Origin of the sequence: Alkalicoccus halolimnae, from assembly GCF_008014775.2 — a bacterium.
In the GTDB taxonomy this organism is placed as follows: domain Bacteria; phylum Bacillota; class Bacilli; order Bacillales; family Salisediminibacteriaceae; genus Alkalicoccus; species Alkalicoccus halolimnae.
The window spans coordinates 361,712-374,891 of the sequence record NZ_CP144914.1; the positions used below are offsets into that span (position 1 = coordinate 361,712).

The 13,180-nt window shown below is 44.9% G+C and carries 11 protein-coding genes; 6 read left to right on the top strand and 5 right to left on the bottom strand.

Annotated features, from left to right (window positions below; genetic code table 11):
* The first annotated feature begins 56 nt into the window (after window positions 1–56).
* Window positions 57–1,424: a hypothetical protein gene (locus tag FTX54_RS01650; protein WP_147804196.1), complete on the top strand. Its 1,368-nt coding sequence runs from the start codon at window positions 57–59 to the stop codon at window positions 1,422–1,424.
* 233 nt (window positions 1,425–1,657) lie between these two features.
* On the opposite strand, the gene FTX54_RS01655 is transcribed toward FTX54_RS01650, so the two are convergent.
* The 3 genes from FTX54_RS01655 to FTX54_RS01665 all read right to left on the bottom strand — a co-directional run bounded on the left by FTX54_RS01655 (window position 1,658) and on the right by FTX54_RS01665 (window position 5,048).
* Window positions 1,658–2,281 (bottom strand): cell wall hydrolase, encoded by a 624-nt coding sequence (locus FTX54_RS01655; protein WP_187254595.1) that lies wholly within the window; start codon window positions 2,279–2,281, stop codon window positions 1,658–1,660.
* A gap of 608 nt (window positions 2,282–2,889) precedes the next feature.
* Window positions 2,890–3,864: a quinone oxidoreductase family protein gene (locus FTX54_RS01660; protein WP_147804195.1), complete on the bottom strand. Its 975-nt coding sequence runs from the start codon at window positions 3,862–3,864 to the stop codon at window positions 2,890–2,892.
* A 161-nt stretch (window positions 3,865–4,025) separates the two neighbouring features.
* A complete protein-coding gene (locus FTX54_RS01665) occupies window positions 4,026–5,048 on the bottom strand; it encodes an AbrB family transcriptional regulator (protein WP_147804194.1) in 1,023 nt (340 codons plus the stop codon).
* Between the two features lie 756 nt (window positions 5,049–5,804).
* On the opposite strand from FTX54_RS01665, the gene FTX54_RS01670 reads away from it, so the two are divergent.
* Together FTX54_RS01670 and FTX54_RS01675 are read left to right on the top strand one after the other, a co-directional pair.
* Window positions 5,805–6,881, top strand: coding sequence for a hypothetical protein (locus tag FTX54_RS01670; RefSeq protein ID WP_147804193.1), 1,077 nt, complete (start codon window positions 5,805–5,807; stop codon window positions 6,879–6,881).
* A gap of 97 nt (window positions 6,882–6,978) precedes the next feature.
* Window positions 6,979–8,112 carry an alcohol dehydrogenase catalytic domain-containing protein gene (locus tag FTX54_RS01675; protein ID WP_147804192.1) on the top strand — a complete coding sequence of 378 codons (1,134 nt, stop codon included), beginning with the start codon at window positions 6,979–6,981 and terminating at the stop codon, window positions 8,110–8,112.
* A 166-nt stretch (window positions 8,113–8,278) separates the two neighbouring features.
* On the opposite strand, the gene FTX54_RS01680 is transcribed toward FTX54_RS01675, so the two are convergent.
* Window positions 8,279–9,295 (bottom strand): SHOCT domain-containing protein, encoded by a 1,017-nt coding sequence (locus tag FTX54_RS01680; protein WP_147804191.1) that lies wholly within the window; start codon window positions 9,293–9,295, stop codon window positions 8,279–8,281.
* A 511-nt stretch (window positions 9,296–9,806) separates the two neighbouring features.
* On the opposite strand from FTX54_RS01680, the gene FTX54_RS01685 reads away from it, so the two are divergent.
* Window positions 9,807–9,989: a DUF6897 domain-containing protein gene (locus FTX54_RS01685; RefSeq protein WP_147804190.1), complete on the top strand. Its 183-nt coding sequence runs from the start codon at window positions 9,807–9,809 to the stop codon at window positions 9,987–9,989.
* A 529-nt stretch (window positions 9,990–10,518) separates the two neighbouring features.
* On the opposite strand, the gene FTX54_RS01690 is transcribed toward FTX54_RS01685, so the two are convergent.
* Window positions 10,519–11,208, bottom strand: coding sequence for an SDR family oxidoreductase (locus tag FTX54_RS01690; protein ID WP_187254593.1), 690 nt, complete (start codon window positions 11,206–11,208; stop codon window positions 10,519–10,521).
* Window positions 11,209–11,464: 256 nt separating this feature from the next.
* On the opposite strand from FTX54_RS01690, the gene FTX54_RS01695 reads away from it, so the two are divergent.
* Together FTX54_RS01695 and FTX54_RS01700 are read left to right on the top strand one after the other, a co-directional pair.
* Entirely contained in the window at window positions 11,465–12,544 is a 1,080-nt protein-coding gene (locus tag FTX54_RS01695; protein WP_147804188.1) for a sensor histidine kinase, read from the top strand.
* Entirely contained in the window at window positions 12,537–13,172 is a 636-nt protein-coding gene (locus FTX54_RS01700; RefSeq protein WP_147804187.1) for a response regulator, read from the top strand. Before FTX54_RS01695 ends, FTX54_RS01700 begins: the two co-directional genes overlap by 8 nt.
* The last annotated feature ends 8 nt before the right edge of the window (window positions 13,173–13,180 follow it).

Below are 13,180 nucleotides of genomic sequence, written 5' to 3' on the forward strand. Positions count from 1 at the left end.
GTCATAATAAGGGGCTTTCTTTTTATGATTCAGCCGGTCTGGAAAGGAGTAAAAAATTGAATCATTCAGGCAGATATCTTTTCATAGTCTACACCTTCGTTTTAATAATCTATATTGCTAATATTTTTCTGGAGATTCGGCTTCTGGACGACTTTTTAAACATTTCCGCAGTTATTCTGCTGATCATATCGTTTCCGGGAGCGCCCCGCCTGTTTAAAATTCTCGGCACAGGCTTTATGGCTGTCGGGTTTTACTTTCACTTTTCGGTCGGGGGCACCCTTTGGGAAATCCCCTCACTGCTGACAGATAATTATAGTCTGTTAGGCCTGCTGCTAATGCTTCCTTGGATGAAAAGTGTGGTGGAAAGCGGTCGTTTTGACCGGCATATTGCGCGGATTCTGGAGAGAAAAGCCGGAGATCTGGGCATGCTTTATCCTCGAAGTCTATTCACATCAGTACTGTTAACTTCGTTTTTAAATTTATCTGCGGCGCCCATAACGCAGGGGGTGCTGAGAAAAAATTTAAAAGATATGAGCCAGCGCGTAAGGAACAGCTTCATCAGTAAAGCTTCACTTCGCGGTACATCAATTGCCCTCGTATGGAGCCCGCTGGAAGTGCTGATAGCTTTGACGATTTTCATTACCGGAGCAGCCTACGTGGAGCTTCTGCCCTGGCTTCTGCTTACAGCGCTTTTAATGTTTATTACTGATGCTGTCTGGAACCGGTTTGCCTGGAGAAAATATAAGCTGAATACGGAACATATGCTGGAACTATCGGGAAAAGAAATGAGAATCATCGCCGGAAAAATGATGCATATGCTTACCGCGCTGAGTTTATTTCTGGCAGCGGTCATCATACTCGGGAACATAACCGGGCTGGACTTTATCCTGACAGTAACACTGGTTATTTTTCCTTTTGCTCTCTTGTGGTCTTTCTGGCTGAAGCGTCACAGACGTTTTCTTATTCTCGGCTGGCATACGTGGAAAGAGAAGACAAACAAAATGCAGAACTTTTTCGTGCTGTTTATAAGCCTGTCGTTTTTTGCTAATACGCTTGCAGAAACCGATCTGCTGGAACTGCTGCGCACGCCGATCAATACATTTGCCGATTATCCACTGATTATATTTATGATCATTCAGGGAAGCTTCATTTTTATGAGCCTGTTTGGAGTTCATCCTATCGCTACGATTGGGATTTTGAGCGGTGTCACGCCCGTCATTCTGGAAATTATCAGTCCGATGAGTTTTTCGATTCTCCTCATCACCAGCTCCATTGCGACTCTAACTGTGAATACGTATGGATTATTTGTGCAGATGACAGCGATTAACACAGGCGAAAATCCTTACCGTATTACCTGGAACAACCTGCCTTTCGCAGCTGTCTACTGCCTTATTGGTATGGGAGTGGCTTATCTGCTTCTGTAAGTCTGCTTTCTCCGGACTGACAGAGGCTGTTCGGAATTTATGCAGGTGTCCTGAACAAAAGCAGGACGGGCTTATACCAGTCCTCGTGGAAAGTGACCGATTAAAATAATACACATAAACAAAAAGGTAGAAGTCACCTCTCTGAAGCAGGTGACTTCTACCTTTTTGATTGAAAAATCCTCTTCCGGCGATCTTTTCTAAAGGGACGGCAGTTTTTAAAGAGATTCTGCCCTTTAATCAGCAAACGTATGCTTTCCGATAGTGAATTTCACCGGTCGGGTGAAGATCCATTCGGAAGTGGCTGTCTGGGCGTTATAATAGTACATCGCCCCCTGGGAAGGATCCCATCCTTTCCAGGCTTCTGCTACAGCCTGATAGGCCGTTTCGTCTGGCTCAAGATAAAACTGTCCATCGGCTACAGCTGTGAACTGCCTCTGCTGAAGCACGACCTCGCTTATTGTAGATGGGAATTCGGAAGACTGTACCCGGTTTTTAATAACTCCGGCTACAGCTACCTGACCTTCAAACGGTTCTCCGCGGGCCTCCCCATGCACAGCCTTGGCCGCCGTTTTCACTTCAGTCAACTTATTGGCCGTAGCAGGGCCGGCCATTCCGTCTACGCCGAGGTTAAAATCGGATTGGAAATTACGGACAGCCTGGTCGGTAAGCGGACCGAAGTAGCCGGTCGCTTCACTATGTAAATAACCCATTTGAATCAGCTGCTCTTGAAGTTCTGTTACTTCAGCTCCACGGCTTTCCTGCTGGAGGGCAGCTTCAGCTGTCTGCGCTGAAAAAGAGAAAAAGATAAGAACAGCAAGCAGGGAAGTTACGGGAAACATAAGAAAACGAATATTCATATAAGTGTCACCTCCTTTTCCATATTTTATAATGATTTCATCATGCTTGAAACGAACTTCTTTCTTTTCAGGAATAAAGTTGTGAAAATTCACATAACTGATGCTTGGGATATAAGTCTTTTCTATCGAAGATCGGCGGAGGTTCTTTGCTTTTATTTTAAAAGCTTTGTCAGCGTTCCTGGTTCTTCGTATAAGGCTGCCTTGAAAATAAAGCAGATAAGCGATAAACGTGCGCTTTCGTTTCCATGGGGACGCTTTCCGGGCGGGCCTCAGCTAATCCCGTCCTCCCTTCCGTCGGGCGGAGCGGGGGCTCGCCCTTCATCGCCCTGGAGTCGTCCCATGTCCTCTCCAGCTTACGGTAAAAAGACAGACCAGGATCTGCCTTCTAATAACGAAGATTCCGTTTGATCATCATTTATTCCTCCTGGATAAAGGGAAATCTCCTCCACGGCATGCCGAAGCGAAGTTTTATTATTTATATATACAAGAGCTTTAACAGAGCTTAACCTGAAGCTGTTCCAGGCAGCGTGGCAGTAAATGAAGAAGAGACCCCGCCATTTGGCAAAGGTCTCCTCTTACTGCATTCATTTTGTTTAAAGTCTGTGCAGTTACGGCTCTAAAATAAGTTTTCCGCTCGTGCGGCGGTTTTCCATATCTTCGTGGAGCCGAGCAGCTTCTTTCAGTGGATAAACGCCGCCTATTTCAAACGTCAATTCCTTCCTGGCAGCAAGTGAAACAAGCTCCTGAAGGCTCTGCTGGAACAGTTCCGGTTTTGCCATCATCTGAGGGAGGAAGAAACCGATAACCGACTGGTTCTTTTCAAGAAGACGGAAAGGTTCCAGATTCGGCAGTTCTCCGCTTGCAGCACCGTAAACGACGAGACGTCCAAAGGGTGCGAGGCAGTCGAGCGTCTGGTCGAAAATTTTCCCACCGGCCATTTCGAGAGCGACATCTGCGCCGTGGCCTTCTGTCAATTCGAGAACTTCTTTTTCCCATCCGTCCTTCGTGTAGTCGACCACCTGATCGGCACCGAGAGAGAGGGCTAGTTCGCGTTTTTCCGGAGTGCTTGCTGTTGCGATAATATTGCCTGCGCCAAACCGTTTGGCAAGCTGGACGGCAAGTGTACCGACACCGCCGGCAGCGGCATGGATGAGAATTGATTCCCCTTTTTCCAATCTGCCCATAGTTTTAATAATGTGATAGGCACTTAAGCCTTGCAGCGGGAGAGCAGCAGCTTCATGGTCACTCAGCGTTTCAGGCACCGGAATCAGCGTCTGTGCATTGATGCGGACGTATTCCGCATATCCATTTTCTCCGACAAGCGCGACAACCCGGTCGCCCTGCTGAACGTTGGTTACTCCTTCCCCGAGTTCGACGACTTCTCCAACGACTTCGGAACCGGGAATAAACGGGAGGGGAGTATCTACGACGTAGTGATTCTGCCTGCGCATTGTATCTGCATAATTGGCTCCGACCGCGCTCACTTTTACGACGACTTCTCCCTGATGCGGCTTCGGAGTTTCGATTTCTTCATAAGTTAAGACTTCGGGACCTCCGAATGAATGAATCTGTACTGCTTTCATGGAAATACCTCCTTGAAGTAATAGCCTGTTTTCCCGTTCATCCTAACACAGAGAATTGTTATTCTGCCGGTAATATGCACACAGATTGTGAAGAAAGCCTCCCGTTTTATCCTTCGTGGTGTGCCTGCCCTTCCGGACGGAAGCAGAATTTAAAGTGGTTTTTATTCCATTCTTTCGATTATTTTAAGAAGAAAGGGAAGCGCCAGAAATATACTGATAACACGGATAATCTGCAGACTGGCGACGAGTGTGGGAGCCAGTCCGAGAGCGTAGGCAGTAGCTGACATTTCAGCTGCTCCTGCAGGTATGATACTAAGCAGACTGACAGCGTAGGACGTGTCCGTGAACAAGTAGAATACTCCAGCTGAAACAAACCCTAAAAGTAAAAACAGAAAGATGATTTTTGCACTGATAAAACCACTCTGACGCAGTCTCAAAAAAGTTTCTCTGTCAAAACGGACGCCTACCATCACGCCGATCAGTCCCTGACCAATTGCGCCTGCATAAGCAGGGGCTTCCTGAATCTCAAAAATAAACTCTCCAAGAAAAAAGCCGATTAAAATCGAATAAAGCAGAGCGCCGGCAGGGATCGTCAAAATATTATTCAAAAGAATGGCTGCACCAATTACAATAGTAAAAATCAGAAGATGTTCTCCAGTCAAAATGGCAGAAGAATTATCTGCAGGAACACTTACCGGATCTTTCCAAAGAGAGGCAGCTAAAGGAATAAGAAGCACAAAAAAAGTAATTCGTGCCGTGTGAAAGGCAGCTACAATTCTGCTGTCCGCTCCATAATCCCCGCTCAAGCTGATTATTTCTGAAGCACCACCTGGGATACAGCAGAAAAAAGCTGTGCGTTTCCCGAGGGAAGGCGCCCATCTGTATAAAAGACGAGCCAATAAAAAACTTCCGAGGAAGGTAAGCAGAAGGACAGCGAAAAGAGGAAGGAAATATGTTCCGAGTATGCCGAAGAGGGAACGGTCCATCATAATTCCGATATTGGCTCCTACAAGCGTTAATGCCAGCTTGAAAGGAAGGCCGTCATAGTGAACATCAGAACGGGACAGTCCATAGATAATTCCAAACAGCAGAGAACCGAGGAGCCACCCGGCAGGTATATGCAGCTGGTCAAACAAAAATCCACAGCACAGTCCAATTACAGCAACAGAGACTCCCCGTACCATCAGCAGCCCCCTCCTTTTCTGATTCTAATTTGGTTTTAAGATCACATTCACTCAGCTGAAATCTGTATAAAAAGCGCTTCAGGAGCTCTTTTTCTTCCCTTTAGAAAAAGCTCTGTTAAAGCTGTTGTTGATATATATATAAGAAAGCTTCGCTTCGGCATGCCGTGGAGGAGATTTCCGGGTGGGCTTTGCCCTGCGGGATCTTCCAGTCTCCTTCTTCCACGGGCATGTTTCCGCTTCGTTGTAATTTTCCAATACAGAAAGCCTGCTGGTTGAAACAAGAAGGTACGAAGGTAGAAACCAGTGCCAAGGCGTTCTTTCAAGAGACCCTCATGCAGGATCGCTGCACCATGAGGCATGAAAATGGCCTTCTATAGGAAAGGAACGTCTCATCTATACAGGTGGTATGAATGATTATTAAGATAGGATTTTCTTTATTAGAAGGCAGATGCTGCTCTGTCTTTTTACCGTAAGCTGGAGTGGAGGTGTGGCGACTCCAGGGCGATGAAGGATGAGCCCCCACTCCGCCCGACGGAAGGGAGGACGGAATTGGATGAGGCCGGCCCTGAGCCCCCATGGAAACGAAAGAGCAACTTCGTTTCTTATATACTCTATTTTCAAGGCAGCTTTAGAAAAAAAGGAAAAACCGCTTTGTATGATGAATATATAAGTGAATAATGAAAAGTATACGACAGTGAACAAAAGGGCCCCGACGGTCACCAGACAGATTTTTATACGGCAAAAGGGAGTGATATCATGAATGATACTGTACTGCAGCCTTTTTCCATCACATATACCCCGATGCACAAACTGGCTCTCGTTAATTTTGAGAAAAATCCGGATGAGTACTATATGGGCCTGGAACTTCAATATTTAAACGACAAAGAATATGGCGGAGGATACCGGATTATCGCGTACCGGAGGGATCAATACGTCGATGTATACGATGACCTTACTTTAGTAAATCCCGATGCAGAAACTTTTAACGTAGCAGGGAAAGGCTTAAAGCATTACAGGCAGATGCCGATTCAGGGTACAGTTTTTACAAAGAAAAAAGGGAATGCCCATATTGCTTTTAAATTCACGGATCTTTATGGCAGACGGATTAAAGTAAATATAAAAGAAAAATCGACCCGCAGCTCAAAGGGGCTTACGCTGCTCGCTCCCGTTGGCACTTCTTCGGAAAAACCGACGTATCTCCCTTTATTTTTCCTTTATGACTTTGATTTTATCAGAAGACCACTTACAGCCGTAGAGGTGAAAATAGCGGGGAAAACAATAGAACTGGATCCGTTTCCGTTTCCAATGCCTAAAGAGGGGCAGAGACGCTATTATACGCGGTTTACACTCGACAGCCTTATTGTTGAATTTGCCTGGTCAGAAAGGCGCAGGCTGGAAGTATGTGAAGTGGATGAGGGAGGAATCGTGCGTCAGAATGCTTTCCATTACACCTACAAAGATAAAAGGCTTACGAAAATAGATCTTCAAAAAAGCCGTCACCCGCTGCAAATTCATTTTTTCGAAGGACTTCCGGACCTTCAGGCTTTACCGGAGGGAGAACGGGAAGCGGGAACATTCCGCATCCGTGCAGAAGAGAAAGCAGGAGAGATACGCGGAAGCTGGAGCGCCTCCCGTGAAGGAAATCTGCTGCGGCTCGAACTTGAGCCGAAAGAAGGCTGGATTCCTGTGCCGGACACTTTTTTAACTAAATTTGTCTTTAACAAAAAATCACTTTTCCGAAGCTGGGTGAAGACTTACCATTATATTCAGGAGATAGACATGCAGACTTTCGACTCCGTTTCCTGGTGGGAAAGAAAGAAAACTGAAATATAGGGATAATTGTTCATTATTTCCAAATGACGTTTAGTTTCTGCTGAAGCTGTCTATAGCTCATACATATGACGCTTTTATAAGCGGAAAGGATGAGAGCATGAGAGCAGTAACGTATCAGGGAAAAGACGATATGCAGGTAAAAGATGTTCAGGCCCCTTCGATTGAAAAAGACACGGATATGATTGTGAAAATTACAGCTTCAGGTATATGCGGTTCCGATTTACACTTATATAAAGGCGGTATACCGGCTCCGAAAGATTATGTTATAGGTCATGAACCGATGGGGATTGTGGAAGAAACGGGTCCTGGAGTAAAGAATTTGAAAAAAGGGGACCGTGTTGTTATTCCATTTAATATTGGCTGCGGCGATTGTCATTTTTGTAATAACAAAATGGAGAGTCAATGTGATAACTCCAATCCGCATGCGGAGATGGGCGGTCTATTCGGCTTTTCCGAAGATTTTGGAAGCTACCCGGGAGGACAGGCAGAATATTTACGGGTGCCTTACGCCGACTTTACTTCCTTTAAGGTTCCTGAAAACAGCGAGTTGGATGACGAGAGCGTGCTGTTTTTATCTGATGTTATTCCAACTGCTTTCTGGAGCGTGGAAAACAGCGGGGTTACCTACGGGGACACCGTCATCGTTCTCGGCTGCGGACCGATCGGGCTGATGACTCAGAAATTCGCCTGGATGAAAGGAGCGGAACGAGTCATAGCCGTCGATCATCTGCCATACCGGCTTGATCATGCAAGACGTACGAACCGGGTAGAAACGTTCAATTTTGAAAAAAATCCGGAAATCGGCAAGCTTCTCCACGAGGAAACAAAAGGTGGAGCACGTGTCGTTATTGATTGTGTCGGCATGGATGGAACCGTTCCGCCGAATCAGGAATTCGGTTCAAAAGGTGATAACCAGTTTGGAACGATCAGTCCGATCATCACGGCTTCACAGGCAGTCCGCAAATTCGGAATTGTCCAGCTTACAGGTGTTTACGGTACAGAAGCCAACAACTTCCCTATCGGTGATTTTTTCACAAGAAATGTCGCTTTGACGATGGGACAGGCTCCGGTGATTCATATGATGCCTGCGCTTTATAAAATGGTGGAGAATAAACAGATTGATCCAACCGATATCATTACTCACCCGATGGCTCTTGATGATGCAGCAGAAGCCTATCGCATGTTTGATAAAAAAGAAGAGGAAAGCATTAAATTTGTGCTGAAACCTTAACGACATCGGAAAGACGTCCCGGATAAACGGGGCGTCTTTTTAACCTGGCTCCCTCAAAAATAAAAACAGGGAGTCCATTTTCATCCATCCTGCCTGCATGAGCCTCTTTCCGGCGATGGTTTTACAGGCTGCAAGTTTCGTTAATAATAGTAAACTCAAATGAGCATTACATTTGAAGTATTTTCGCTTTTTCGGATAAAAATTCTTCTTCCGTAAGAATTCCTTTTTCCTTTAAATGGTGTATCTGCTCCAGTAAAGCATATTTATCTTCCGTTGGTTCGCTGGCTGCAGGAGGAACCGGGTCCATTTTCATAAAAGCTGCTAAAGACTGCATCGTTTTTTCTCTGCATTTTACGATCAGCATCATTGGATGTCCGTCGTCCTTACGTTCTAAAAAAAGAGAAACGGTAAACTTATCTTTTCCCATTTGGTTCTTCAAGACTGAATTAAGTGCTTCTATATTTCCCCCGTAAAAATTCCCCCAAAAAGCCGCCCGCGATTCATTCGCACAGTCGAGAGCGATAATTTCAGTTCGTTCGTATTCATGGAGTAGAAAAATGTCCGGATGCTCTTTAAAGCCTGTACGAAAAGAAACTTCCCCAGGATGCCGCTGGACCATTTCTACATATTTGCTCTGGTAACCAAGCTCTTCCCGGCCGCTTACTATCTTTAAGTCGGTTTTAGCGCGGGGTCTGGACCGCTTTATCATTTCTGACTGCTTATTATTGAACTTCACCGGCCCTTCTTTTTTAACAGCCGGTGCTTCAGGATTATCAGCTGGTGAAGATACAACTGCAATGGGAAGGACACCATCAATAGCTTTTATCAATTTCACTGCTTTCTTCTTATCTGTAAGTAAGGCGTAGTAAACTTCATTATTATAAAGAAAGGAGAATTCTGTATCATCTTCTATGGTAGCTATAGTGACCTCAGTAATGTCATCCAGAGGGATGGTTTCAACATATACTCTTTCACTTTTTCTACGTAAAGCATACATATGTTGATCCGTCAGTATGAAAAGCCGGTCAGGGATGTAGGGTTTTCCGTGGGCGAATCCAGCAAGTACAGTTTCTTCCCCATTCAATTCGGTCACCAGGTGTCTTATTTCTGCACCGCACGCAGCCGATTTTCTGAACCCTAGCGTTGGAATTAATATTGAGCGTATTTCTTCTTCAAAGTTCACGGCATCACTCTCCTTTGTTTCTCAGTGGTGGTCTTTACCCTGCACAAAAGCTGATTTTAAAGGAAAAATTTTCTTTATTATATCATAGTGAGTGTTAACAAATTTTCATTGCAGTAGACCACTTTGCTCTCATAGTTTTTCTGGATGTCTGCGGGTTGAATAAAAGCCTCTATCATCCTCTATCAATAACAACAGCTGACGATGACAATGCCTTAAATAAACCGGGACTTCTGCGGATAAAAGAAAGAATAGGGGAAGCAGTTTTTTTACTTGCGGGAAAAGGGAATGTTAAAATGACACTAAGAAAGACATCGATAACCATAATGAAAGGTTGGAAAGGTCTATGCAGGGTTCCTGCACCATAAGGAAACGAGAAAAAAGTTCTTTCCAGGAAGCTGGAGCGCACCTCCGCGGCAGAGATGAAGCGGAGTTTTCTACATGTAACAACGACAGACTTTAACACAGCTTTTTAGATGAAATGGCTCAAAAACCACACGAGGAGGTGGCATATATGTCCTATAATGTTTTTTACCGGCACGTTGGCAAGCAGTGTAAGGTCACCACAATGCTGGGGGAGAAAGTGAGCGGGAAACTTCTTACGATTGAAGATAACTGGATGGAGCTCCAGACTTCGGGTACGAGTGAGTTTCTTAATATAAAATATATTGAAAGAGTGAAACTCATGGCCGATTAAAGTTTTGTGTTGAAGAAAGAATCAGTACGGATAAGACGAAGGAGGAGTCCCCAAAAGGGACTCCTCCTTTATTTTAGCTCTGTTAAAGTCCAGGGTTTTTACGCGAAAAAAGGGAACTTATCTTTCCGGATTACGATGCCAGAAGATAACTTTACTTAAAAAGCTGGTGGGTCAGACTTAAACGATAGAAATTTTAAGGGTGAAAATCAGCTTTTTTGTCAGGTATAATTTGGTTTCCCCAAAAATGCGTAAGAACCAAGTCCAGTGTTAATAGATGTAGAAAACTTCACTGCAGCTCTGCCGTGGAGGAGATTTCCGGGCAGATCCTGCTCCGTATTTTTACCAGGCGCTGGAGTGGACATGGGGCGACTCCGAGACGATAAAGGACGAGCTGAAGATCCACTCCGCCCGACGGAAGGGAGGACGGAATTAGCTGAGGCCGGCCCGCCCGGAAAGCGTCCCCATAGAAACGAAAGCGTACGTCTATCGCTTATCTACTTTATTTTCAAGGCAGCCTTATTTTAAAGCACTACGGACGAATGATAATTTCGATTTCTCCTGCGTCATGACTTGTTTTAATGACGGTTAATACCTGCTGGGCGACGGACCAAGCACTCAGCCCATGAGCCTTCTCGGAGGCGGAAACTCCTGCGAAATCAGTCTGGACGAGACCGGGGGCCACCGTAGCAACCCGTACATTGTGATGGCGCCCTTCTTTATTCATAGCCTGCGAAAAGCCGAGAAGACCCCACTTGCTTGCGCAGTAAGCAGAGGCTTTTTCCCTCGTATTATAAGCAAGGTCAGAGGCAATGTTAACAATTTGACCGCCTCCCTGGCTGATCATCTGACGGTAGCCGGCCTGACTGCAAAGGAAAGCCCCTTTTAAATTTGTATTCAGCTGGCTGTCCCAGTCTTCTTCAGTTAAATCTTCGACTTTTTTAAAAATCCCCACTCCGGCGTTGTTGACGAGAATATCAATCCGTTCATTTTTGCGGATGATATCTTCAAAGGCCCGCTCAATATCTTCCGGCTTGGTAACGTCACATATATAGCTGTCAAATGCGTGATGCCCCAGTTCGCTCTGCAGAGCAAGAATGGAACGTTTTGTTTTTACGAGAACGGTAACATACGCCCCCTCGTTCAAGAGCTTTTTTACAATTTCTCTGCCGATTCCTCTCGTTCCCCCTGTTACTACTGCCGTTTGCTTACGAATATTCACCAGTTTATCCCCCTTTTTTTGTTAAGCTTAATGCCGCTTATCATTTTCCCTTTTTTGTAAAAAAACAAACGGAAGCAGGAAACACGTACCGCGAATAGATATTACATAGGTTTTTTATTGTGATTTCAGCTTCTAAGCGATAGAATGTAGAAGAAATTACCGTATATAAGATGAACAGGTATATAAAAATTGCATAATTGTTCTATTTAGTGGAAAAATTATCTGGTCGCCGCATAAAAAAGGAGGAGAGGATCCGTTGGTTCTTCTGCGGGAAAGTCAATTGCATAAAAAGGAAGAAAAAGGAAGGGGAGGGATGGAAACAGCGGCCTCTCCTATGGAGCTTCAGAAAAAGTTTGCAGCTTTTGTGCAGGAACTTTTTCCGGAAACACCTGTGCTGACGATCATGCCAGAAGAATTTCCGGAAGCGTTAACCCATGAACACCGGTATATCATGGAAAATTTGGACGATAAGGGACTGCTCCGGGAGAGCAGACCGTTAATTTTTTACTACCATTCCATAACCGGTGCTGAAACGAGAGCTCAGCTTTTTCCGTGCGGACGTGTTTTTGTCGTGCTGAAAAAACCTGTTTTTCCGCTTCTTCTGTTAACAAGAAAAACGTCCATTAAACAAATGTTCCGGCACGTACAGTTCATTCATCATTTCCTCGTGACAAAGCAGGAGCGGGAAGAAGCACTGAAAGCGGAATGGAGTGAATTCATTTCTCAGGGCATCCATGACAGCCTGGCTCAGCAGCTGTTTTTTATATCAGCAAAAACATTTGAACTGCGCATGTCGCTTCCGGCTGCTGTAACGAAGGAAGATAAAACATACGTCAAGCTCGGAGAACTGGAAGAAGCTGTGCAAAGAGTGCAGTCAGACACGAGAAGCTACATCGCCTATTTAAAAGGGGATCACAAAAAAACGGAACTATTTGAAGCTTTGGAAAATATGCTGGCGAAAAGGCTGGCTCCTCACCCTGTCACGTACCGTTTTCATACGAAGGGAAGAGTAGTAAACGAAAAGCTGCTCGTAGAAGAAACGATCTATCACGTCGTGGAAGAAATAATCAGTAATGCGCTTAAGCATGGGAAAATTTCTCATGTTGATGTCGACCTGCAGGTAAATGCTGTTCAGTGGGAGCTGCGTATTACTGATGATGGCATCGGTCTTCCGGCAGAAATACAGGAAGCTTCCAATGAGAAAAATTACGGGTTGTCAGGAATGAAGCGGCGTATAGAAGATGTAAACGGATATATATCGTATCACCGCATAAAAGATACGGGCACATTCATTGAATGTATTATTCCCAGAGGAGGAGAAGGAAAAGATGAGTAAAATACTAATCGCAGATGACCACCAGATCGTCAAAGACGGAATCCGCATGATCCTGGAATCGGTGGATTTTATTAAAGAAGTTGAAGAAGCAAATGATGGAGACGAAATGCTTCGAAAAGCTCTGGAATTTCAGCCGGATTTAATTTTATCAGATTTGAAAATGCCGGGGATGTCTGTACTGGAAAGTACGACAGTTATTAAAGAGAAATATCCGCATACAAAAATCGTCGTATTAACAGCCTACGATGATCATGGTGACATTTATCGGGCCATGCAGAATGAAGTAGACGGATATTTGATGAAAGATACGCCGCCTGCCCAAATAATTGAAACGATTCAGGAAGTGCTTTCCGGGGCAACGCATTTTCAGCCGAACGTCAGTAATTTAAAAGAAAATCCGGAAACGCTGATCAAGTTGACGCCGCGGGAAAAAGAAGTTTATCGTCATCTCGCAGAAAATTTAAGCAATCAGGAAATTGCGGATAAGCTGCTCGTTTCGGAAACAACAGTGAAAAGCCACGTCAGCCAGATTCTTCGAAAGACTGGTCAGCCAAACCGTTCACAGGCTGTCCAGTTCGGGCTTAAGCATAATCTGCTTAATTCCAATCATCCCGATGCCTCGAACTAAAAAGAACG

Excerpts from the sequence above, each read along its gene's own strand:
- FTX54_RS01655 (WP_187254595.1), bottom strand. The coding sequence starts at position 2,281 with ATGAATATTCGTTTTCTTATGTTTCCCGTAACTTCCCTGCTTGCTGTT.
- FTX54_RS01660 (WP_147804195.1), bottom strand. The coding sequence starts at position 3,864 with ATGAAAGCAGTACAGATTCATTCATTCGGAGGTCCCGAAGTCTTAACT.
- FTX54_RS01665 (WP_147804194.1), bottom strand. The coding sequence starts at position 5,048 with ATGGTACGGGGAGTCTCTGTTGCTGTAATTGGACTGTGCTGTGGATTT.
- FTX54_RS01670 (WP_147804193.1), top strand. The coding sequence starts at position 5,805 with ATGAATGATACTGTACTGCAGCCTTTTTCCATCACATATACCCCGATG.
- FTX54_RS01675 (WP_147804192.1), top strand. The coding sequence starts at position 6,979 with ATGAGAGCAGTAACGTATCAGGGAAAAGACGATATGCAGGTAAAAGAT.
- FTX54_RS01685 (WP_147804190.1), top strand. The coding sequence starts at position 9,807 with ATGTCCTATAATGTTTTTTACCGGCACGTTGGCAAGCAGTGTAAGGTC.
- FTX54_RS01700 (WP_147804187.1), top strand. The coding sequence starts at position 12,537 with ATGAGTAAAATACTAATCGCAGATGACCACCAGATCGTCAAAGACGGA.